Here is a 22,023-nt window from a genome sequence, read left to right as displayed (position 1 = left end):
GGCGTAGATACCTCAATTGTTAAACAGGGGCTGACGCTAAAATGATTTTTTTTGGCTGTAATTCTGTGGGGTATTCCCTTCCGCCAATAATATTGGATTGATGAACAAGGCAGGTATACATTGTTTCGCCAGGAAGCGATCGATAATCAGAAAATGAAATGGCGTGGCCGGGCATTGCTGTTGCCCGGCATTCCCTTTTGGCTCACGGCAGGGCTCTGCCTCTTTTTCCTCGTTGCTTTTCTCACCTTCGTTATCGCCGGTACTTATACCCGGCGGCTCAACGTGACCGGAGAGATCAGCACCTATCCCCGCGCGGCCAACGTTTACTCCACGGTTCAAGGGGTAGTGGTCAAACAATTTGTCACCGAAGGGCAGGTGATCACCGTTGGTGCCCCCATTTACCAGATTGACGTCAGCAAAAGCACACGCAGTGGTGTAGTCAGTGATAACCAGAGACGGGATATCAATGGCCAGTTGGCACGCATTGCGCAAATCATCAGCCGACTGGAAAGCAGCAAGCAGGCCACGCTCATCATGCTGGAACAACAGAAGGCGCAATACACCGCTGCATTCACCCGTTCCACCGATATCCTCAAACGTGCCCAGGAAGGGATACGTATCATGAAGGAAAACATGGAGAACTACCGGCACTATCAGACCAAGGGGCTGATCAATAAGGATCAACTCACCAATCAGGTGGCGCTGTATTACCAGCAGCAAAACAACCTGCTGGGCTTGTCCGGCCAGAACGAACAGAATGCCCTGCAGATCACTGCGCTGGAAAGCCAAATCCATATTCAGGCTGCCGAATTTGACAATCAGATTTACCAGATGGAGCTGCAACGTTATGAGCTGCAAAAGGAGTTGCTCAACATCGATGCCGGCGGGGAGATCATCGTTCGTGCGCTGGCCGACGGTCGCATCGATTCGCTGAGCGTCACGGTTGGCCAAATGGTCAACGTAGGCGACAGCCTATTGCAGGTACTTCCCCATGACATCGATCACTATGCCCTGGTGCTCTGGGTGCCTAACGACGCCATCCCTTACATCGCCGCCGGCGATAAAGTTAATGTGCGCTATGACGCCTTTCCGGCGGAGAAATTCGGCCAGTTCGCCGGTACGGTGGCCGTCATCTCCAAAGCCCCGGCCTCGCCGCAGGAAATGCTGACCTACCAGGGAGCGCCCAAAGCGGCGCTGACCGCTGCCGTGCCGTACTACAAGGTGATCGTTATCCCGGAAAAACAATCCATTGCTTACGACGGTAAACGTCTGAGCCTGGAAAACGGCATGAAAGCGCAAAGCACCCTGTTTCTGGAAAAAAGGAAGATTTATCAATGGATGCTGTCACCGTTCTACGACATGAAGCACAGTGCAACGGGGCCGGTCAATGAATAAGCTCTCGTTCAAAAAATTGGTTAGCCAGTTGGATCTGCGGCTGCGCCACCGGGTTCCGATGGTGCATCAGACCGAGTCTTCGGAGTGCGGACTCGCTTGTCTGGCGATGATTTGTGGCCACTATGGCAAAAATATCGACCTGATCGCGCTGCGCCGACAGTTCAATCTGTCAACCCGCGGTGCCACATTGGCTGGATTGAGCGGTATTGCCGAACAGCTGGGGTTGAGTACCCGCCCTCTGTCGCTGGATCTGAACGAACTTGGCGCACTGAAAATGCCTTGTCTGTTGCACTGGGAATTCAACCACTTTGTGGTTCTGGTCAGCGTCAAAGGCCACCGCGCAGTGCTGCACGATCCGGCGCGCGGGCGCCGAACTGTCAGCCTGACGGAACTGTCGCACAGCTTCACCGGCGTAGCGCTTGAGGCCTGGCCCGGCAGCGCCTTTACCGCCGACAGCGTTCGCCACCGCATACACCTGCGTACGCTGATTGGCAGCGTACACGGTCTCAAGGGGGCGCTCGGCAAAATCTTTTGCCTGTCTCTGGTGTTCGAAACCATCAACCTGGTGATGCCCATCGGCACGCAGCTGGTGATGGATCACGCCATTCCTGCTGGCGATCGCGGGTTACTGACGCTCATCTGCGCCGGGTTGATGCTCTTTATCTTGTTGAGGGCTGCCATCGGCATGGTGCGTTCCTGGTCCGGACTGGTCATGGCAACGCTTATCAACGTTCAGTGGCAGTCCGGGTTGTTTACCCACCTGCTGCGCCTGCCACTCGGTTACTTTGAACGTCGTAAGCTGGGTGACATTCAGTCACGCTTCGGTTCACTGGATACGCTGCGTAGCACTTTCACCACCAGTATCGTCGGCGCCATCATGGACGGCATCATGGTGATCGGCGTGCTGGTGATGATGGTACTGTATGGCGGCTGGCTGACCTGGGTAGTGCTCACTTTCACCGCGCTTTATGTGTTGATGCGGCTGCTTACCTATGGATATTACCGTCAGCTGTCCGAGGAGGCGCTGGTGAGAGAGGCTCGGGCCGGCTCGTATTTTATGGAAACGCTGTACGGTATCGCTACCGTCAAAATGCAGGGTATGGCAGAACGCCGCATCGCTCACTGGCTAAACCTTGAAATTGATACCATCAACACGGGTATCCGTGTCACGAGGATGGACATGCTGTTTGGCGGGATCAACACCTTCATAGCGGCGTGTGACCAGATCGTCATTCTGTGGCTGGGAACCAGCCTGGTGATCGATAACCAGATGACCATCGGCATGTTCGTGGCGTTCGGCGCCTTTCGGGGCCAGTTCTCCGACCGCATCGGGTCGCTGACGGAATTTTTGCTGCAGCTGCGCATGATGAGCCTGCATAATGAACGTATTGCTGATATCGCCCTCCATCCGCGGGAGGACCGCAAACCTGACCTTCCTTATGCACCGGACTTAAAGCCTCTGGGATTGATGACCCATGCTCTGAGTTATCGTTACGACAGTCAGTCACCGGCTATTTTTGATGGCCTGGACATCAGCGTTGCGCCGGGCGAAAGCGTGGCCATCGTGGGTCCGTCCGGTGCTGGTAAGACAACGTTAATGAAGGTGCTATGTGGGCTGTTTCCCCCGGATGCAGGGCGTGTTGAGGTAAATGGTATAGATATCCGCCAGATCGGCATTAATAATTACCACAAGATGATTGCCTGTGTGATGCAGGACGATAAATTGTTCTCCGGCTCGATCCGAGAAAACATTTGCGGGTTCGCGGACGAGATGGACGATGCCTGGATGGAAGCCTGTGCCCGTGCCAGCTATCTGCATGAAGTGATTTTACGCATGCCTATGGGATATGAAACACTGATTGGCGAACTAGGGGAGGGGCTGTCCGGTGGGCAAAAGCAACGATTGTTCATTGCCAGAGCCATTTACAAGAAGCCGGCAATTTTGTTTCTGGACGAGGCCACCAGTGCGTTGGATCAGGAAAGTGAAGCGAGTGTGAATCAGGCGATAAAGGCGCTTAGCATTACGCGGGTGATCATTGCTCACCGAGAAACGACGATTGCTTCCGCCGATAGAGTTATCCGATTAGTCTAGTAATCTCCATCCGTACTCGCGAGTACGGATGGAGGATATAGTTACCCCTGAAAACAATACTCTAAAATCTATTTCTTTCTTGATGTATTAGGAAAGCAAAGTTTGGTAGCTATATCAAAAATTTTCACGATCGCAAGTACGAAGATAATTGTAATTACAAAAACAGAAAGGTTTTTAGGCGCTGCATAAAATGTCGTAAATGCTACGCCCGCACCGCTAAGCAGTGATGCAGCAACAATAATTCCTACAATGGTGCTAAAAGAGCGAAAAATAATGTTCATATTCATCCCTATAATTATCAAGCATAGGCAATGTATTGCCTATGCTTGAATTTAACTAAAATTACCAGCTGCAACCACCAGAACCGTTTTTACCACTGCAGCTACCTGCACTGCTTTTATTGCCGCCTTTGCCCATGCCAACGTTACCACCACCACTTTTCGCATCTTTGAAACAGCCTCCCGTAAGAGCGCCTACTGCCAATCCGACTGGGCCTCTCAAGGTACCGCCGATTATGCCGTTAACGCAGTCTGGCGAAGTATACTTTCCGTACATATCACCCGAGTAGTTTCCATTTCGTCCGTTTTTAGAACTTGAAGTTCGGCCTCCGTTATCTGTGCGATCACCGCCATTATTACCGCGTCCCCCAGAGACAAAATCCAGCATAGATGGATCAATAACTTTCATAAACAACTCCTTTTGATGATGAAGCCACTATGTAAATTTGTGTAAAGCACTCAATTATTAACCTACTCGCGAGAAGGATTCAAGAGGGATCTGTTAGAAAGATTTAAGTTTTCTTCTTACAATCGTTACTGGCTGAATGAGTCTTTCTTTCGCATTCGCTTGCGTTATTACCCGGTGCGATCATTTCTAAATGCGTTTGAAATGGTAAGTTAGCTTGCTCAGTTTTATGTTGATGCTGGCTGGCATGCCGACCCTCATAGTGCAATGAGCAATATGATCAGCCACACTTACCGTGTGGTCATGCCAAGAAGGCAGTTCGCAGAATGACAGTTCAGTGGGTATGAGATCTTTCATTGAGCTATCTTTACCGTTGAGCCCGTCGTTCTTTTGACGTTTTTAGCGTTACCATACCGCAGTGAAGTTCTGTTCTCTCAACCGTTGTCGTAGGCGTTTTACATACCCTTCGTCGAGCATTCGCTCAGGCGCCAGATCGCATAAAATATTTGCCAATGTTGCAATACCTCCGTCAGATATCCGAAATTCTTTCGGCAGCAGCCAATAAGAACCATCGGAAACATCATGCAGATGACTGAAAAAATTTTTGAAAAAATCGGTCAACTATGGTCGGCGCGCGCTAATAATGGCCTCGGAAGCATCATCCAGAAACTCGATCTCCACAGGCTCTTCACCTAGTGTTTGCAACACATCGGCGATATCTGGCCAATATTTAAGATCGAAGTCATTTAACTCTTCCAATTTTGGCTGAATAAATGAGCGGTATAATCCATTTTCACTACCGGCCGCATCAAGGTAATCCGTCAACCTGACTATTCTATCGATGCTGAAACTGCCGTTTCTGTTAAGAATATCGCTCCTGCGCCGAAGACGCTGTGCCAATTTTATGCTCATAATCGATATTTCCTCATTGAGCGAGGTCAACTCATCATGTTCCGCTCGCAGGGCTGCGTGTTGTTCGGCTGTTCCAAACGCGCCGGCAAAAACGCATTGTTCCATGAACACCCAAAGTTGTTGTGTGGTGAGCATCATCTCGCCCAACTCGGCATACACTGCCTGCATTTCGTCATGTCGGATGATAAGCCGTTCAAAAACTGGCCATGTCGAGCGCCAAGCTGGTTCCGTTCCATTTCGCCAGTCGTTAAGCTTTTCTTTCAGTAGTTGAAGCGTCTGTACAGCAACATTGTTAGTAGTTTTAGTCATCATCGGTCCCGTGTTGTTTTCAGGTTATGTTTCATTATGTACTGTGGGAACATCGGTGTCGGTACCCAGAACCATTTCATTCTTCGCTCTCCGGGTACTTTATGAAGAGGTTATGTCAGCAAGCCGAGTACTGGATGAAACAAGAAGGGCTGGCTACGTAGCTGGAATACGTTGTCGTCAGCTGTCTGGCTAATGACGCTGAATAGCTCAGTTTGGGAAGGGCAGTATACCGCCGACGTGGTGTGCCGCCTTTGCCCTGCAGGTTGTCTGATTATTTATCGGATGGTGACGTAAGAAATGGGGTAACTATTGAACGGCCATTGGCTCAATGGTGTTACGCACGGGATTTATCTATACGACATTGCAGCCAGATGTTAACTTCGCTTTGCAACCAGCGAGAGCTGCGTCCCAGCTTTATGGGTTTCGGAAAGTCCCCGTCTTTTATCAACTTGTAGAACCACTTATCCGTCAGGCCTGTCAGCCGAGTGATAAAGGCCATGTCAACAAATTGGTCGCTGAGTAGAGGGTATTTGTTTGTCATCGTTTTATCTCCTGAAGTGAAAAGGAGAAGGCGTTTGTGAAACCTGTGGAACGCCTTCAAACGATATCGGAGTGACGTAATTTTTAACTTTCTGCTTTACTCCCTCTCTGCAGTGCTTAATCCTCTGGTAACCTCACCCTGTCTGTTAGTGGCGAGGTCGTCCCCGTCGGACAGCGACCGGTACAGGGCTCACCCGGTAAATGGGCCGCGCCGTTCGTTGCTCCAGTTTCCCCATATAGCTCAGAATGTATTGCATCCCTCTGCGGCCTCGCACATCAGACGCCGCCACAACTCTCTCGCCCCGAACCCGATAACAGGACTTGGGCTCACACCTATGTGCATATCCTTCAAGTTCCGTGATCCTCTCCCAGAGATGTTTTATCTGTTCCCAGAACAACCAGATCTTCCGGTGGCGTTGTCCATCGATATAAAATGCGGCATGGACATGGAAGCGATGCCGTTCCGCGTATTCCATCACCCATGCATACCCGACTATTCCCGGGATATCAGAACACTGCTGCATTAGGTAAGTCATTTGGGCAGCCAGTTGATTTTCGTCAGCAAAGTGAAATGACAAGCTTTCACGCCGATAGGCAAAATCCACACGGAACATCAGTAGTTTTGAATAGCGTTCAAACAGCGCATCCTGATGCGTTAACAAAATACGCTGTATCGACTTATCCGCGGGGTGATTTTCGTTTATGACATGATTCATCGGTTTTCCTGTTTACTGTTTAGGTCCTCATGGAATACCCCGATGGCGTAGTTTATTACCTCCTGACTCAACTGCATTAGCCGATTACTTCTCCCAGCGACACACGAAAAACTCGCCGACAAGTATTAATTGCATCATGCATTTTTAGGATAAGCCATTTATTCAAGGCGATGGCATTAATCACATTACCAAGTGATTCAAACCAATGACTGTCGAGTGACAGCAGATTCATACGCTATGTAACTGCACGTGTAATATGGCACGGAGCCATTGCCAGCGTTATACACAAGCGCTAATTTAACACGGAAACATATGGGGCCGATACAATCCCACCACCCCAGACTTCAATTGAGCAGATTATAATTCAGATGCCAGGATGATAATGTACGGATAAGAGCGACTCCCTCAGCAAGTATTCATGAATGGGGATGAGTCATAGAAACGAGTCCGTGGATACACCGGTAAAGATAAACCACGTGACATTCTTTATTAAATAACACTAAGTACCTTAATGTTTTATTTCATCGTTCATAATGCCGCTGATATTCATGCCGTCAAAATGACCTCACCCCATGATACTGCTGGTCTCTTGAGTGTAGCAGTGTATGAACACGGTATTACTTGCTGATATCAGGATGTCCCCTTTTTACTCAGTCATTTGCCGATTTTATAAGGTCATACATTAAGGTCTCTTCCAGGGGGAAACTCAGATGACACATCCTGAAAAAATCCCCATACCGGTATACTGTCAGCCACGACACCTCTGCTGGTAAGCCACAGACCATAGCGATGAAAGTAGGGCCGAGAAAACCGGTGATAACAGGCATTCCTGCGAGAAAAACAGTGTGAATAGTCAGTGAAAAGTCCTGTGAAAACAACGGAAAAACAAGATGAAAAACGCGCAAAAACCATGCTAAAATCACGCAATAATTACGGTGTAATCAAGCTATTTCATCTGGTTAAGGAAAACTGTATATGTCACCTCCACTCCAAAAAATCACTTTACTGTCTAACAATGACAGGGATGAATGTAACTTTTTCATCGATTACCTAAAGCGGAAGGATATTATAAGGATAAGTAGATTCGAGCCATTTGATGGTCCGTCAGATATCTGCAGCTATCTCAATAACTCTCTGAGGACGTATTTCAGAGATACGCCTGAAAAAATAAATGAAGTAATTTCTGATATGCATTATTCACTCAGAGAAAAAACTCCGTCTGAAGATGAGGTGGCCTGGATTAAGAAAGACAAACGCGCTTGTTTTTGGTTATGGACAGAAATCTATTGTACTAATCGTGATAGTATGCCGCGAGGGGAAGTTAAAAGGTTTATTCCACATAGTCATCAAGAGCGGTATCGAGAGGTTTTGAGGAAACATAAAGTACTCCACCTGAATGATGATGATCAGCGCTGGAGTAAACTGGTCAGTAGATGGAATGAAATTAAAGAAGATGATTCACTGGTGGGGCATCTTTCGCCAGATGATGAAGATATTGTTTCGTATGCGTGGAAATATTTATGTTCCCACGGACATGATATCGAAAAGAAATATGCTCCGTTAGACAATGAAGAGCAATACCTATCCATTCTTAATTATATGGACTTTTACCTCACTCATCCTTTAGAAAAGGAACTGCTTGTCAGGAAAATAAAGCCGGCAATTAATCAGCGTAGCCATAGATTGAAAAAGCAAAAAGCCAGCGTCAGCAAGCAATTTTATCTTAAAAAAGAAAATATTGACAAGCTAAAAAAATTGCTCAATGAAAACAGAATGACCATGGATGAGTACTTTAATGCGCTCATTGAGCAGGAGTCTGACAAATTGACGTAAAAATAACCAAAAAACCGGTCAAGTGATAATCCCCAGCGCAACGGTACAGGATGCTGGGGCAATATTTTACAAAATTGGCATAAACGTTTCCTCATTGAAGAGCATTTCAAAAAAATTTCATGCCTATATCCCCGTTATGCATATCCAACAGAATCGCTTTTCTGTCTGTTGGTCACATTACCTGGAGATATTGTCATGCCTTCTTCTTACCAGGCACCGAAGCAACGGTGCTGGACGCTCTTTTTTTCCTGGCAAACCCTGTACCGTATTTTTCGCATGCTCGGTACGCTACTGACTTTGGTCCTGCGTCTGTGGCTCATGCTGCAACCCGGTGGGCCACCGTTTCCATCGGCCCCAAAATCGTCCTCTTCCACCCGGTCCGACGTACACGGACCTGACAAGTACAAGGGTTGAATTGCCTCTAACCTTCCCATGTCACTCCGAGCGGATATGAAATAAAACGCGTTACAACAATGCTTTACGCGTTATCGTATCTGCACTATCGCAGCCCCATCGATTGATCGTTTTCAACGATCGGTTTCGCGTTATTGATCTGTACAACCCATTATCTTTGGCCTTCAACCGTCATTAAGATCGGCCAGGGCGCCGTTGCGGATACCGTATTTCTCTCCTCCCAACGGGATTTCAGCCCTTCAAACAGCCACGCCGGCATCACTTACCCTGCGCGTTGGCACACCACCATTCTCGGCAGCAGGAAGCCGGATAGCCTTTCCTCACGATATGACTGTCACACAGGAGACAACCGTCTATGGATACTTCGCCACAGCATGCACCTTCACGCCTTACCCCTTCTTTACTTGGCTGGGGGATTGGCGCTTTGCTGTTTTCACTTCTGGTGGTTACGCGCAATACCGCCGGCCAGATCCAGGAGGCTGGCACCGGTACGCTGATACTCGCGGTTATCGTCGGCACGGCGCTGGGATGCCTCGGTGCCTTGCTGGGCCAGTTCTTGCGTAATCTCGCGCATCCCGATGCGGTCTATACCACCGGCGGCTTCTTCAGCCTGGTGGGGCTGCGTCTGTTCTGGCTTTGTGGCCCCCAGCTGATTGGCCTAGCCGGTGGCGTATTCTTGGGCATTGCGCTGATAGTGCACTGATAACGACTGACTGGCAGGGGTGAGCGCACCTGACCTACCGCAATAAATTGGAAAACACGATTAACGAAAGGAAACAACCTCATGAAGACACTGATGAAAGGGCTTTTTTGCTGTGCCCTGGCGGCACCTTTTATGGCTCAGGCCGAAACCGGCCCATGGACCAGCGGGTGGGGGCAGGGAACGACAGAATACAGCGTGCGTGGTCAGGGACAATCGCAGCTTTACATCGGCTGCAATCCCTATAAGGCCATGTTCGTGATGTTCACCGATGCCGCGGGGCGCTCACTGACCAACTATGATGCGCGGACGCAAACGCGGTCATTTTATGTCTCTGTTGATGGCAGTGACCCCATCCTATTCAACGACGTGCTCTCCCGCGTGGGTGCGGATAGCGTACGCTTCGCCTGGGACAAGCTGCGCAAAGGCAAGACGGTGATCCTTAGCGGTGAAGGGATGCAAACCACCCGTTTTACGCTGAAAGGCGCCGGACAGGTTTTGCCCGCGTTTTCGCAATCCGACTGTAAAGTCGGCGCCGCCATTCCCAACGGTGAAAACTAATCTTTACCCCTCCACGTTTGTTCGCTAACGATAACTCACTTCCCGTGCCGGGCTCTCAGGTCGGGGAGTGAGTTCAGCCTCAACACGTAGGTACTCCCCCCCAACGTGATAGCTGGCTGAGGCGCCTCAAAACTACACTCTTGTCAGAGAGGCCTCTCCGGCAATGACAACCTGTCATCTCCGAGCAACACCAAAATGCCCCGTTCATCTGAGCGGGGCATTTTTTATGGCGTGATACCACCGTTTCTAGCTGTACCCATCGTGGCCGGCCGTTGCCCGGCCCAGTCCACCTCTATGTAAGGATAATTCCTGTGAAAGAGAATACTGCCAATAACACACCATCAACACGTCCGATAAGCAACCACTCAACACTGACAGCGAGTCTCGTTCGCGACGCGGATCGCCTGTCATTTTGGCTACAGCATTTTGGTGACATTCCGCAATGGCTTCATATCGAGTCACCAATATTTTCCTGGCTCAACCTCTTGTGTAAGGACTACCACGGAGATTATTGGGAGTTTTACACCCTCAGTAACAGCGGCGCCTTTATCATCCCTTCAACGGAGAGAAAATACGCCCTCTTTAACGCCCTTAACGGCAATAGTGCAACGGTGGGACATGAAGCCGCCGGCATCATTGCTTGCCTTATCACTTACAGCCACCATGCCTGCCGCACCGAATGCGATGCCATGACCGAACACTACTATCGCCTGCGGGATTACGCCCTCAGCCATCCCGAAAGCAACGCCATTATGCGCATCATCGACTAACCCTCCAGACAACGGCACCCCATCATGATGAATATCACCTTATCTCCGGCAACCTCCGATCTGCCCTTACCCACCCAACGCACCATTCAACGCGCACTGGCGTTGTTGGAGCAGCATTTACGCAAACCGGGTGAGCCCTTCACAGCCCCGTTCATGGTGCGTGACTGGTTGCGCCTGCAGATGGCCCGGCTGGAGCGCGAAGTCTTTATGGCGCTCTATCTCGATAACCAGCATCGCTTGCTGGCGCATGAGTCCCTGTTTAGCGGCAGCATTGCCAGCACCCAGGTGCATCCGCGTGAAATCGTGAAGGGCGCACTGAAACATAATGCCGCCGCAGTTATCGTTGCGCACTGCCATCCCTCAGGTCATGCCGACCCCAGCGATGCCGACCAGCTCATCACCCAGAGAATACAGGATGCGCTGGCACTGATTGATGTCCGGGTCCTGGACCACTGCATTGTCGGCGGCCTGACGGTGTACTCGTTCGCCGAACACGGGCTCTTATGAACCATTCGACGCCATTTAAGGAGGCTCAATATGCCATCAACCAACACTGTTCCCACCTGGGGACTGAAACGCGACGTCACGCCGCAGTTTGGCGCCCGTCTGGTACAGGAGGGGGAACGACTGCATTTTCTGGCCGACCGTGCTGACATCAGCGGGACTTTCAGCGACGCACAGCGCCATGATTTGGAGAATGCTTTTCCGCAGTTCATCAACCACCTGGAATTGATGTTGCTCTCCGGTGAGCTCAATCCGCGTCATCAGCACTGTGTCACGCTGTATTGCCATGGCCTGACCTGCGAAGCCGACAGCCTCGGCTCATATGGCTACGTCTACATTTCGATTTATCCGACACCTGAAACGCTCAGGTAAAACTCTCCCGTATTTTTAGTCTCACACCGTTTTTATTATCCAACAAAGAGATACGCCTTATGCGAACAGTACCCGTATCATCTACTCGGGCAGCCCAGCCTTGTCCGTCCCCCACGACTATCTGGCAATCCTTGCTCACCTACCTGCTGGCGCAGCACTATGGCCTGATGCTCAACGATACGGCGTTCAGCGACGATGCCGTGATACAGGCACACATCGATGACGGTATCTCCCTCGCGGATGCGCTAAATGCCATGGTGGAAAAGTTTGATCTGGTGCGCATTGACCGCCAGGGCTTCACCTGCCAGGCGCAATCGCCTCTCGTGACGGCAATCGATATCCTGCGCGCTCGCCGGGCCTGCGGCCTGATGACGCGAGCCGGCTACCGGGAGGTCACACGTGCTATTCAGGGAGGCAAGCAACCATGAGCAGTGACACACTCCCCATCGGCGCACTGCTCACGGGTATCCAGTGCAGTACCGCCCACATCACCGACGGAGATAACTCTCTGCTGTATCACGCCTCACACCAGCAGGAGGAGTATGGCCACGGTGAGTGGCTCCATTTTACCGGCACTGGGTACCTGATTAGGCTCAATGCCTGGTGACATCCGGTACTTCATCTTAAACGGTTAGGGGTGTCAAAAGCCTGCCGCCGGCTGGTTGTCACGCTGATGAACCATCACCCCATCGCTCTCCTGAACCTCGACGCTGCAGGCGATATTTTGCCGGGGTTTGAGACCTTTGACTGGTGAACGCCCCCCGGCATGCCCCCTGACCCGAGCACAATGACAGGTACCACAATATAACACCCGCCCTTAAACCGGCGGGTGTTTTCATTATGGAGTAGGAAATATGCAGACTGAACCTGAAGTATTAACTGGCCACACCACGGTGATTTGCTCCACCAGCATTGAACGTATTGTCACAGGGCGCAACGCCGCGCTGGCGCAGATTGAGAACCGCACATCTGACATCCAATCACCTGAGGCCTATAGAAAAGATAAGCGACATCTTCGCCAAGTAACATTTGGAGATGTTGGCAGCATGGTAGTTTACCGTTACCATCACCGGGCTCGAAATCGCTGATGTTTTCAGCGAAATACGATTGGGGGCCTAATTGGGGGCCTCGGCGTTTTTCGAACAGATAAAAATTCTGTAATAACAAGGGTTATATGCTTTGTGTTCGAATCCTATAGGGGCCATTAAGTATCAATGAGTTATGCTCATTCCCCCACTGCAAGATTTTCCAAAAGTGCCAGGTTAGTGACATTGCCCGCCAAGACTTCGTCAATTTTTCTCGCATGTTCGGTTAGATGAGTTGGGGATAGGTGAGCATATCTCTGTACCATCTCGATGCTCTCCCATCCTCCCATTTCTTGCAGTGCCGAAAGTGGCACGCCTGCCTGAACCAACCAGCTCGCCCACGTATGCCGCCGTTTTTGCTTCATGTGAGCGCGATATGAGAAAGGCATAAAAATGGCCACGCCAAAGGATAGGCTATTTGATAGAGCGGCAATTAATACGCGAAAAGGATTAAAGGCGCTGAAGTGAATTAAAGAATTTTCCCTTCCATCACGTAAAAATCTCCATTCATCGTTGTGTAGTAAGCATAAGAAATGTGTTTTTCGAAGTTATCGCAGTGAACAACGGTATTTTTATCGGATTCTTGCCAGGAAATCATGAAATAGCCGTCAGCCAATGAACGCCACTGGAAAGGCACATTCATAATGGTTCCGCGAAGTTCTCCGTTTAGAAACTCAACGGTAATGGTGTTTTCACTGGCATGGTAGGCGTTTTTAACTTCGAGACCATTGTCCATCTTGATGGTAAAAGATTGGCCTGCATAAGGAAATTTTACAGCCATTGTCGCAACTCCTTTAATGTGTCGTAGCTGAAAAGCGGCGGTGAAGCACGCTGCTATCCCGAATCACTCATGCCTAAGGCGGTAGTGAGGTCAGCCAGCTGAGCGTTAAGCGGCTGGATAGGTCCAATAGTAGAGAGGGCGCATCGGTGGAAAAAGGGACCGGCGGGCAATTCACTTTTCTCTTTTTGTTCATAAAGGGGATGGGCGGCAGGTTACTGTTCACTGCGGGGGTTGTGGGGTTTAAGTGACGGGAATTTGTCTGACACCGAGCGCGGTCACAGGAAACGGCAAGCGGCATTGAACCTTCGTTTATTTTGCCGCGTTACAATAGGTGAAAATTTACCCATGGAGCCTATCGTGCGCAAATCCAGATTCTTTCTCGTGACCTTGCTGTGTCTGTGCGCCGCCGCCGTGCTGTACGTCATGGCATACCGGGCGCTGGGGCATTACCTCAGCGACGGCGAGAAGGCCTACCCGGATATCAGCGTTGAAATTCGCTGAGGGCCGGTCGGCGCGGTGGTGATCGCGCCGACTTTTTTGCACTGATTTACCCGCCATTTACCCGCCGTCGGCAATGATGAGGCAGCGTCTCCACATTGTGTGGTTCTCTTGGGCGGAATGCGGTTATGTCACTGCAACAGGTTTCGAATGTCTCGTTGAGCAACAACGGCTTAAAGGGCATCGGTTACAAACATTATGCGTTGGCGATCGTGGCGTTTTCGGCGCTCGTACGGTCTATATCCTTAACCGACAGGTATTTTTGGTGCGATGAGGCCTCCAGCGTGCTGACCAGCCGCTATGACGTAGGCGCTTTGCTGTACCACGCTTCCTTCGATGTTCACCCGCCGCTGTATTACCTGTTGCTGCATGGCTGGATGGTGCTGTTTGGCGACGGCATTCTGGCCGCCCGTTCGCTGAGCCTGGTGCTCGGCGTGGCGACAGTGGCGCTGGCGATGCGCTTTACCCGTTGGCTGGCCAACGAGCGGGCGGCGCTGATAGCGGGCTGGCTGATGGCGATCATGCCGATGGCGGTGCGTTACAGCCAGGAGGCGCGCATGTATGCGCTGATGGGGCTGCTGGCGATCGCCGCCGCCATGGCGTTGGCGAAGTGGCTGAAAACGCCGGATAACCGCCGTTATCTGGCGCTGTATGCGCTGTTGATGACGCTGAGCTTTTATACCCATTACTTCACGATTTTTACCCTGATCGCGCATTGGCTGGTGGGGTTGGCGCTGTCGTGCCGCCGCGAAGGCGAGTGTTATATCAAGCAACCGGTGTGGTGGCTGGCCAATGCGGCGATCGGGGTGGCCTACATTCCCTGGCTACTGGTGTTGTTCAATCTGCTGGCGCATATCGCCGAGCTGCGGGTCGGCGGCGACGTCGGTTGGATCCCTCAGGTTTCCTGGAGCGATCTGCCGGCGATGTTCTGGCGTTTTCTCACCGGCCATGATGGCAGCAACTATCCCACGATCATTCTCTGGCTGTTGCCGGCGATGTTTGTCGCTTTATGTTCACTGCTGCTGTGGCGGCGCCAGATGCCGAGAAAATTCTCTCTGCTGCTGCTCGGCGGCATGCTGATCCCGGTAATGTTGGTATTCGCCATTTCCTGGCGCTCGCCGCTGTTTGTCGATCGCTATCTCTATTCCGCCGCGCTCGGCATTCCGCTGGTGTTGGGTGTGCTGATCGCCGGAACGAAAAACCGAGTGCGCGGGATCTCTTTGCTGCTGTTCTTCAGTTTGTTGTTCGGCTGCGGCGTGCGTAACGATTACCCGGCCGAGAAAGATGAGTTCAAGGTGATGGTGCACTATATCAACAGCCACTATCAGCCTAACGATGCGGTAGTGGTCAGCAACATGTTCAACTACCTGAGCTATGTGTATTACAACAAACAGGGCTACCGCGCCTTGCTGTATACCCCGGCCAGGCCCAACGGCATCTCGGGTAAGCCCAATGCCTATGGTTTCGGCACCTTTTTCCACGATCGGGCGGCGCAGACCTACGTCGATAAGCTCAGCGCCTTATCGAAGGGCCATCGCCGGATTTGGCTGGTCAGCGGCGGCGATTTCAACCAGGACTTCGGCCGTTCGCCGCCGGGGTGGGTCAACACCGTTACCTTCAAGAGCGGCGGGTTCGAGTCGCGCCTGTTCGTGGTGCGTTGAGCAAAATGTCATATTTCCCATTCGGCGTTACATCTGGCCGAGCAAACTTACGCGGGGATGACAGTTCTATACATTGAGATTGATACTGTAGCTCTACCCGATGATGTTGTGTGTTATCCATTCCCTGTAGTGTATTACCCCATCCCTGTTAAGTTTATCCCGCCTTGTGCGGGATTTTTTTTATCTGCGCGGGGCGAGATGCAGGCCGCCGGTCATGATGTTGCGGGTGGCCGGCAGGGCGAGAAAATCGTGTGGGAATCCCAGCTCGATGGCACTGAGATCGTCCAATCGCCGCCAATGATCTTCCGTCAGCGCCACCTTCAATGCACCGAGGTTATCTTCCAATTGCGCCAGGGTTCGGGCGCCGACGATCGGCGCGGTGACCGTCGGCTGGCGCAACGTCCAGGCCAGCGCGATTTGTGATGGGGTATACCCGGTCTCGTGAGCGATCAGGTTGACGGCATCGGCGATACCGAGATTGCGTGCGTTCAATGTCCCCTTGGCGCGTACGGCTTCGCGCCGAGTGCCCGCTTCATCTGGCGATGGCTGCAGATCCTGTCGCCGGTATTTGCCGCTCAGCACGCCGCCGGCCAGCGGCGACCAAGGGATAACGCCCATCCCCAATTCTTGCGCCATCGGCAGCAGTTCGCGCTCGACGGTGCGTTCCAGCAGGCTGTACTCGATTTGCAAGGCGATAAGCGGCGACCAGCCGCGCAGGTCCGCCAGCGTTTGCATCCTGGACGCCTGCCAGGCAGGGAGATCAGACACCGCCACATACAGCACTTTTCCGGCGCGCACCAGGTCGTCCAGGGCGCGCATGATCTCTTCCACCGACGTGGTGAAATCCCAGGCGTGCAGATAGAGCAGATCGATGTAATCGGTATTGAGCCGTTGCAGGCTTGCTTCAACCGATCGCAGCATGCTTTTGCGATGGTTGCCGCCGGAATTGGGATCGTCTGGCTGCATCGGCAGGGTGTATTTGGTGGCGATCACCAACCGATCGCGGCGCCCGGCGGCGAACTCACCCACGAAAAGTTCGGCGCTGCCCTCGGTATAGCGGTTGGCGGTATCGATAAAGTTGCCGCCGCGTTCGACATAAACGTCAAACAGACGTCGAGCCTCGGCCAGTTCGGCGCCCCAGCCCCAGTCGGTGCCGAAGGTCATGGTGCCGAGCGCCAACGGTGAAACGCGCAGACCGGAACGGCCCAGCAGGCGATAGTGATCCAGTGAAAGTGTGGTGTTCATAGGCATTCTCCCGTGTAGATGCCGTCCACGATAGCGCCCGTAGGTTGTTTAAGGAATGGGCTATAATCTTCATGAATTATTAAGTAGGGAGAGCATAATGAGGGGCAGTGATTTCGCCGAATTGCGCGCCTTTGCCGCTATTGTCGAGCACGGTGGCTTCGCCCGCGCAGCCGCACATTTGGGTATATCCGCTTCGGCGCTCAGCCAAACGCTGCGCAACCTGGAGGCGCGTCTGGGTGTGCGTTTACTGAATCGCACCACTCGCAGCGTGGCGCCGACTGAAGCCGGAAGACTGATGTTGGCGCGCCTGACGCCCGCGATGGCCGAGATCGACGCGGCGGTGGCGCAGGCGGTAGAGCAACGCCAGAACCCCTCGGGTCTTTTGCGGCTTAACGTAACCCGCGTGGCGGCGTTGCATTTTCTGGCACCCTTGATCGCGCCGTTTCATCATCAATACCCCGATATTACGCTCGATCTCAATGTTGAGGAGCGGCTGGTGGATATCGTTGCCGGCGGTTTTGATGCCGGCGTGCGGCTGCACGAGAAACTGGCGAAAGATATGGTGGCGGTCAAGCTGGGCGGGGAGGTGCGGATGCGTGTCGTTGCTTCGCCGGCGTATTTGGCGCGTCACGGCCGGCCGTTAACACCGGGCGATCTGCATCGGCATCGGTGTTTGAATTACCGCTGGCCGACCAACGGCAATGTGTATCGCTGGGAGTTTGAGTGTGACGGTGAAAAGCAGGAGATCGCCGTGAAAGGGCCGGTGACAGTCGATGAGCCGGAAATATTGGTGAGGGCTGCGATGGATGGGGTAGGCATTGCCTACCTGTTTGAGCAACAGGTTGCCACCGGCCTGGCCGAGGGGAGGCTGTTACCGCTGCTCGATGCCTGGACCCCTCCGTTCCCCGGTTTCTATCTGTACTATCCGGCAAACCGCCAAACGCCGCGCCCGCTACGCGCTTTTATCGACTTCGCCCGTCAACAGGCAGAACAGGGCGCGTAACGCGATTTTTTTGAATAACACCGTCAGTTTTATTCGGTATTCAGTCGCTGTGCGCTTGATTAGATTGAACGCGAGAGGGGCGCCGTCGGCGCCTTTGTGCAATGAGTGGAGAATTTCTATGGCGAAGACAGTAGTGGTGTTTCATTCCGGCTACGGCCATACCGAGCGTTTGGCGAAAGTGGTGGCGGAAGGCGCCGGGGCGGAACTGATCGCCATCGATCAGAACGGCGATATCAGCGACGAAGCCTGGCAGACGCTGGATGAGGCGGACGCCATCATCTTTGGTTCGCCGACCTATATGGGCGGCCCATCCTGGCAGTTCAAGAAATTCGCCGACGCCAGCTCCAAAGCCTGGTTCGGCCGCAAGTGGCAGGATAAAGTGTTCGGCGGTTTTACCAACAGCGCCAGCCTGAACGGCGACAAGCAGGTGACGCTGATCGCGCTGCAGACGCTGGCTTCGCAACATGGCGGCCTGTGGGTCAGCCTGGGGCTGTTGCCGGCCAACACCAAATCGGCGCAGCGCACCGACGTCAATAACCTGGGCGGTTCGGTGGGGCTGCTGGTGCAGACCCCGGCGGATGCCGGCGTGGATGAGATGTTGTCGGGCGATCTGGCGACCGCCAAGCTCTATGGTCAGCGCGTAGCGGGCTTTGCCGCCAAACTGGCGTAAGACCTATCGTGTAGATGGGACGGCGGTGCGGTTGAACGGATGCCGCGTTCATTTTCTCTGCACAATTGGCGTGTAATCTGCGAAATGTTATTAGCCTGCTTGGGCTAACACTGCATTTCGTACAAATATTCCCGGTTCCTAGGCCGGGTTTTTTGTTGCTAAGGTCTGCTTAAGCTTTCACCGCTATACTGCGCGTCAGCACGGTCATGCAATGCATGGCCGTGTCGTAACTGTCGATTTGCTGTTGTTCAAGCAAGCCCGCTTCATGCGGGCTTTTTTTGGGTTGTTATTGCACAGGCGGCCCAGTTGCAGGAAAATAATCGCACAGTGATTCAAACATCATTTAATGACCAATAACCACAAGTTTATTAATGTAATTAACGCTCTCGGCGGCCTATTACGCTATGCGCTATGCTGACAGCAGAGCGGGCATTATTTGCTGACGCTGTGCGGGGAGTTACGCCGCGGCCGCATCAGGCTAAGAAAATTCTGTTAATTAAATGTTAATGTTTTTTATTATTGATTTGTCTGGCTTTTTTGGTTGAAATTCGGATTGACTATCCCTCACTGGCCGGGCGAGAGAGTATGCATATTATTATTCTGGTTATTAGCAAAATATGGGCGAGGCGATGAGCGCCAGAATAAACGCCAGGCATGGCCTGCCGCTAACGGTGCAGCTGATCAATCTTTTCATGCTGGCCTTTTTACTCTCCCTGGTGGGTATTCTTAGCCGGCCGATAGGTTCACTTTCTTTATTTTGGCCGGTCAACGCGATTCTGCTTGGGCTGCTGCTGCGCAAACCCGTTTACGCTACGCCGCTCGGCTGGCTCACCACTTATCTGGGCATGGTCGCCGCCGATCTCAGTACCGGCGAGGGCTGGTCCCTGGCGCTGTGGCTGAACGCCTGCAACATGTCGCTGATCGCCGTCGGTTACGGCATCATGCTGATGCTGCCGCAATCTCAACGGCGCATGGGCAAACCCCAGGCGATACTCTATATGTTCAGCGCCAGTCTGGCCGGATCGGCGGTGGCGTCGACGCTGTCGGTGCTGCGTAACGACAGCCTGTACAACAATACGGTGGTGGTCGCCTGGTTGGCCTGGTTCAGTGAGCAGTTCTCGACGACCTTGTTGCTGTTGCCGGTGCTGATGGCGGCGCCGCGGTTGAAACAGCTGTTTCGCATGCAGGTGCGTTGGCGCCTGAAAGGCTGCCTGCCGCTATTGGCGCTACTGCTGTCGCTGGCGTTCAGCGTCTATATCGGCGGGCCGGGCGCCATCGCTTTCCCGATCCCGGCGCTGCTGTGGTGCGCAGTGCGCTACCAGTTGTTCCCCGTGACGTTGCTGACCTTGTTGACCGGCATGACCGAGATCAGCAACATTTCAGCCAACCTGGTGCTGTATGAAACGCCGAACAATCACAACGCCTTCCTCGACACCCTGATGTCCGCCCGCTTGGGCATCGCCATGCTGGTGATGGGGCCGCTGATCCTCGCCAGCTCTATCGCCGCCAATCGCAAGCTGATGCGGCGTCTGGAGCACAGCGCCAACCACGATTTCCTGACCGGGGTGCTGGCGCGCAGCGCGATGACGCGCAAAGCGGGCGAGCTGCTTGAGCACAAGCACCGCTCGAAAGAGGCGGTGTCGCTACTGCTGATCGACATCGATCATTTCAAGCAGATCAACGATACGCACGGCCACAGCGCCGGCGATCAGGTGTTGGCGTCGTTCGCGCATATCGTGCGGCGCGAGCTGCGGCACGATCAGCTGTTCGGCCGCCTGGGCGGGGAAGAGTTCGCCATCATGCTGCCGCGCGCGCTGGCGGCGCAGGGCGTGGCGCTGGGGGAGCATCTGCGCCGGTTGGTGGAGCAGGCGGAACTGCAGGCGGAAGGCAAACAGACGCTGAAAATCACCATCAGCGTCGGCGTCGCCAGCCTGGCGATGAACGAGGTGAAATCGCTGGAGCAGCTGATGAATATGGCGGATATCGCGCTGTATCGCGCCAAATCGCAGGGGCGGAATCGGGTGGAGTCGTTCAACGTGGTGAACGGCAACAGCGTCGAGCATATTCTGTTCCGTTAAGCTCGACGCTGGGTGAGCGGCGCTTACAGGCTTTTCAACGCCTTGATGGTTTCATCCATGTCGATCTCGTGCTCGGAGAAGGTATGGGTGGTGTTCTGGAAGGTGGTGATGGTCAGCATGCGCAGCGTTTGCATGGCCTGCGCCTGGTCTTCGGACTGCGGGCGAATGCGGTTCATCAGCAGGCCGACCGACAGCACGGTGTTCTCTTTATCCACATCGGCTTTGACCGGCACTTCCTTGGTGAAGGTATTGAAAGACTTGATGCTGGCGATCTTGATTCTTTCATTGGCGATGATGATGTATTTGCTGGGCGCCAACACTTTGACCGCATAAGCCGACGGGCCTTTGGTGTTGTTGGTCGGTTCGAAGGTCACCGCCGCGTTTTTCTTAATCAGCTCCGGATTTTGCACTTTAATCACGTGAAAATAACGATTTTCTCCGTTCTCGTCGGTAATAAAGCCGAAGCCTTTGTCTTCAAAAAAAGTCGTTATCTTGCCGTTCATCGTTATTCTCACAAAAGGGATCAATACAGCGCTTATGATAGCGCGGAATGCCTTGCAGCGACAGATTGCGCGGGCGGCATTTAGTCATGCGATAACGGCATTTAGCGGCTTTTCCTCCACATGCTATGTTCATGCTGACTTCATTCAATGCGAAAAAGGAATATCGATGGGTATCAAACGTCTCAATCACGCCGTGCTGTATGTCAGCGACGTGCGGCAGAGCGCCGACTTTTATCATCAGGTATTGGGCTTCAAGCTGAAGCCGTCCGACAGCCCCGACCGGGCGGTATTTACCCAGGCCGCCGATTCGGACAACGATCACGATTTGGCGTTGTTCAGCAAGAACCTGGGCCAGCAGCGCGCCGGGGTGTTTCGCGCCAACGGCGAGCCGCCGGCGGAGCATGAGCCGCCGGCCGGGCTGTACCATCTGGCCTGGGAAGTGGACAGCCTGGAAGAGCTGGAGCGCATTCGCCATCAGCTGGCCGAACGCGGCATTCTCGGGTTGGAAGAGGATCACGGCGTGCACAAAAGCATTTATGGCCACGATCCGGACGGGCTGCTGTTTGAGGTGACCTGGTTTATTCCGCCGGCGCTGCTGACCGAAGAGGATAAAAACCAGCAGGGAATTCGCCCGCTGGATTTCGCCGCCGAGAAGCGGCGTTTCGCCGGTCTTTAACCTGCTCCTGCGCGGGGCGCT

Annotated in this window: 23 protein-coding genes and 3 pseudogenes; 17 read left to right on the top strand and 9 right to left on the bottom strand. The window is 53.0% G+C overall.

Translation table 11 applies throughout. From position 1 onward, the window contains the following. Window positions 1–120: 120 nt before the first annotated feature. Together ACMGF9_RS18095 and ACMGF9_RS18090 are read left to right on the top strand one after the other, a co-directional pair. On the top strand, window positions 121–1,395 hold the full coding sequence (locus ACMGF9_RS18095; RefSeq protein ID WP_414160353.1) for an HlyD family secretion protein: 1,275 nt from the start codon (window positions 121–123) through the stop codon (window positions 1,393–1,395). Beyond that, the gene (locus tag ACMGF9_RS18090; protein WP_044031790.1) at window positions 1,388–3,487 is read left to right on the top strand and encodes a peptidase domain-containing ABC transporter; all 2,100 of its coding nucleotides are present in this window, start codon (window positions 1,388–1,390) and stop codon (window positions 3,485–3,487) included. Before ACMGF9_RS18095 ends, ACMGF9_RS18090 begins: the two co-directional genes overlap by 8 nt. A gap of 68 nt (window positions 3,488–3,555) precedes the next feature. Here ACMGF9_RS18090 and ACMGF9_RS18085 read toward each other — a convergent pair whose 3' ends face one another. The 5 genes from ACMGF9_RS18085 to ACMGF9_RS18065 all read right to left on the bottom strand — a co-directional run bounded on the left by ACMGF9_RS18085 (window position 3,556) and on the right by ACMGF9_RS18065 (window position 6,648). Continuing rightward, a complete protein-coding gene (locus tag ACMGF9_RS18085; RefSeq protein ID WP_139159378.1) occupies window positions 3,556–3,768 on the bottom strand; it encodes a hypothetical protein in 213 nt (70 codons plus the stop codon). A 61-nt stretch (window positions 3,769–3,829) separates the two neighbouring features. Next, entirely contained in the window at window positions 3,830–4,174 is a 345-nt protein-coding gene (locus tag ACMGF9_RS18080; RefSeq protein WP_071841658.1) for a hypothetical protein, read from the bottom strand. A gap of 618 nt (window positions 4,175–4,792) precedes the next feature. Then, a complete protein-coding gene (locus ACMGF9_RS18075) occupies window positions 4,793–5,395 on the bottom strand; it encodes a hypothetical protein (protein WP_414160352.1) in 603 nt (200 codons plus the stop codon). A gap of 331 nt (window positions 5,396–5,726) precedes the next feature. Further along, complete coding sequence (locus ACMGF9_RS18070; RefSeq protein ID WP_044031785.1) at window positions 5,727–5,933, bottom strand: helix-turn-helix transcriptional regulator; 207 nt, start codon at window positions 5,931–5,933, stop codon at window positions 5,727–5,729. Window positions 5,934–6,078: 145 nt separating this feature from the next. Continuing rightward, complete coding sequence (locus ACMGF9_RS18065; protein WP_414160351.1) at window positions 6,079–6,648, bottom strand: hypothetical protein; 570 nt, start codon at window positions 6,646–6,648, stop codon at window positions 6,079–6,081. 975 nt (window positions 6,649–7,623) lie between these two features. Here ACMGF9_RS18065 and ACMGF9_RS18060 point away from each other — a divergent pair. From ACMGF9_RS18060 to ACMGF9_RS18020, 9 genes and pseudogenes are all read left to right on the top strand, one after another. Further along, window positions 7,624–8,481: a hypothetical protein gene (locus ACMGF9_RS18060; protein WP_414160350.1), complete on the top strand. Its 858-nt coding sequence runs from the start codon at window positions 7,624–7,626 to the stop codon at window positions 8,479–8,481. Between the two features lie 838 nt (window positions 8,482–9,319). Next, window positions 9,320–9,598 carry a hypothetical protein gene (locus ACMGF9_RS18055; protein ID WP_230201198.1) on the top strand — a complete coding sequence of 93 codons (279 nt, stop codon included), beginning with the start codon at window positions 9,320–9,322 and terminating at the stop codon, window positions 9,596–9,598. 81 nt (window positions 9,599–9,679) lie between these two features. Beyond that, window positions 9,680–10,156, top strand: a complete 477-nt coding sequence (locus ACMGF9_RS18050) for a hypothetical protein (protein WP_049870700.1) — start codon at window positions 9,680–9,682, stop codon at window positions 10,154–10,156. 311 nt (window positions 10,157–10,467) lie between these two features. Continuing rightward, window positions 10,468–10,926 carry an antirestriction protein gene (locus ACMGF9_RS18045; RefSeq protein WP_071841656.1) on the top strand — a complete coding sequence of 153 codons (459 nt, stop codon included), beginning with the start codon at window positions 10,468–10,470 and terminating at the stop codon, window positions 10,924–10,926. Between the two features lie 27 nt (window positions 10,927–10,953). Further along, window positions 10,954–11,433, top strand: coding sequence for a RadC family protein (radC, locus tag ACMGF9_RS18040; protein WP_414160642.1), 480 nt, complete (start codon window positions 10,954–10,956; stop codon window positions 11,431–11,433). Between the two features lie 30 nt (window positions 11,434–11,463). Then, on the top strand, window positions 11,464–11,802 hold the full coding sequence (locus ACMGF9_RS18035; RefSeq protein ID WP_414160348.1) for a type IV toxin-antitoxin system YeeU family antitoxin: 339 nt from the start codon (window positions 11,464–11,466) through the stop codon (window positions 11,800–11,802). Window positions 11,803–11,861: 59 nt separating this feature from the next. Beyond that, window positions 11,862–12,230, top strand: a complete 369-nt coding sequence (locus tag ACMGF9_RS18030; RefSeq protein ID WP_414160347.1) for a TA system toxin CbtA family protein — start codon at window positions 11,862–11,864, stop codon at window positions 12,228–12,230. Continuing rightward, window positions 12,227–12,556: pseudogene (locus ACMGF9_RS18025) on the top strand (DUF5983 family protein). The gene ACMGF9_RS18030 and the pseudogene ACMGF9_RS18025 overlap by 4 nt, the downstream one beginning before the upstream one ends. A gap of 100 nt (window positions 12,557–12,656) precedes the next feature. Further along, window positions 12,657–12,761: pseudogene (locus tag ACMGF9_RS18020) on the top strand (restriction endonuclease subunit M); the annotation flags it as partial. A 266-nt stretch (window positions 12,762–13,027) separates the two neighbouring features. On the opposite strand, the pseudogene ACMGF9_RS18015 reads toward ACMGF9_RS18020, so the two are convergent. Together ACMGF9_RS18015 and ACMGF9_RS18010 are read right to left on the bottom strand one after the other, a co-directional pair. After that, window positions 13,028–13,237 (bottom strand): annotated as a pseudogene (locus tag ACMGF9_RS18015) (tyrosine-type recombinase/integrase); the annotation flags it as partial. 119 nt (window positions 13,238–13,356) lie between these two features. Then, window positions 13,357–13,668 (bottom strand): MoaF-related domain-containing protein, encoded by a 312-nt coding sequence (locus ACMGF9_RS18010; protein WP_015376916.1) that lies wholly within the window; start codon window positions 13,666–13,668, stop codon window positions 13,357–13,359. A 357-nt stretch (window positions 13,669–14,025) separates the two neighbouring features. On the opposite strand from ACMGF9_RS18010, the gene ACMGF9_RS18005 reads away from it, so the two are divergent. Next, window positions 14,026–14,169, top strand: coding sequence for a hypothetical protein (locus ACMGF9_RS18005; RefSeq protein WP_015376917.1), 144 nt, complete (start codon window positions 14,026–14,028; stop codon window positions 14,167–14,169). Between the two features lie 125 nt (window positions 14,170–14,294). Next, complete coding sequence (locus ACMGF9_RS18000; RefSeq protein ID WP_414160346.1) at window positions 14,295–15,827, top strand: glycosyltransferase family 39 protein; 1,533 nt, start codon at window positions 14,295–14,297, stop codon at window positions 15,825–15,827. 180 nt (window positions 15,828–16,007) lie between these two features. Here ACMGF9_RS18000 and ACMGF9_RS17995 read toward each other — a convergent pair whose 3' ends face one another. After that, entirely contained in the window at window positions 16,008–17,072 is a 1,065-nt protein-coding gene (locus ACMGF9_RS17995; RefSeq protein WP_088381311.1) for an aldo/keto reductase, read from the bottom strand. Window positions 17,073–17,169: 97 nt separating this feature from the next. Here ACMGF9_RS17995 and ACMGF9_RS17990 point away from each other — a divergent pair, with 97 nt between their 5' ends. The 3 genes from ACMGF9_RS17990 (at window position 17,170) to ACMGF9_RS17980 (ending at window position 20,823) form a co-directional block, all read left to right on the top strand. Continuing rightward, window positions 17,170–18,075 (top strand): LysR family transcriptional regulator, encoded by a 906-nt coding sequence (locus ACMGF9_RS17990; protein WP_015376920.1) that lies wholly within the window; start codon window positions 17,170–17,172, stop codon window positions 18,073–18,075. 118 nt (window positions 18,076–18,193) lie between these two features. Continuing rightward, on the top strand, window positions 18,194–18,745 hold the full coding sequence (locus ACMGF9_RS17985; RefSeq protein ID WP_004940045.1) for a flavodoxin family protein: 552 nt from the start codon (window positions 18,194–18,196) through the stop codon (window positions 18,743–18,745). Between the two features lie 629 nt (window positions 18,746–19,374). Beyond that, a complete protein-coding gene (locus tag ACMGF9_RS17980; RefSeq protein WP_033645856.1) occupies window positions 19,375–20,823 on the top strand; it encodes a GGDEF domain-containing protein in 1,449 nt (482 codons plus the stop codon). A gap of 23 nt (window positions 20,824–20,846) precedes the next feature. Here the strand turns inward: ACMGF9_RS17980 and ACMGF9_RS17975 are convergent, their stop codons facing one another. Then, a complete protein-coding gene (locus ACMGF9_RS17975; protein ID WP_015376922.1) occupies window positions 20,847–21,326 on the bottom strand; it encodes a cold-shock protein in 480 nt (159 codons plus the stop codon). A gap of 166 nt (window positions 21,327–21,492) precedes the next feature. Between ACMGF9_RS17975 and ACMGF9_RS17970 the strand changes: the two genes are divergently transcribed. Next, window positions 21,493–22,002: a VOC family protein gene (locus ACMGF9_RS17970; protein WP_015376923.1), complete on the top strand. Its 510-nt coding sequence runs from the start codon at window positions 21,493–21,495 to the stop codon at window positions 22,000–22,002. Window positions 22,003–22,023: the final 21 nt, after the last annotated feature.

This window comes from Serratia sp. BNK-23 (assembly GCF_047456145.1).
Classification (GTDB): Bacteria; Pseudomonadota; Gammaproteobacteria; order Enterobacterales; family Enterobacteriaceae; genus Serratia; species Serratia nematodiphila.
The sequence above is the reverse complement of the archived record's forward strand: the minus strand, read 5'-3'. Positions and strand labels throughout refer to the sequence as shown.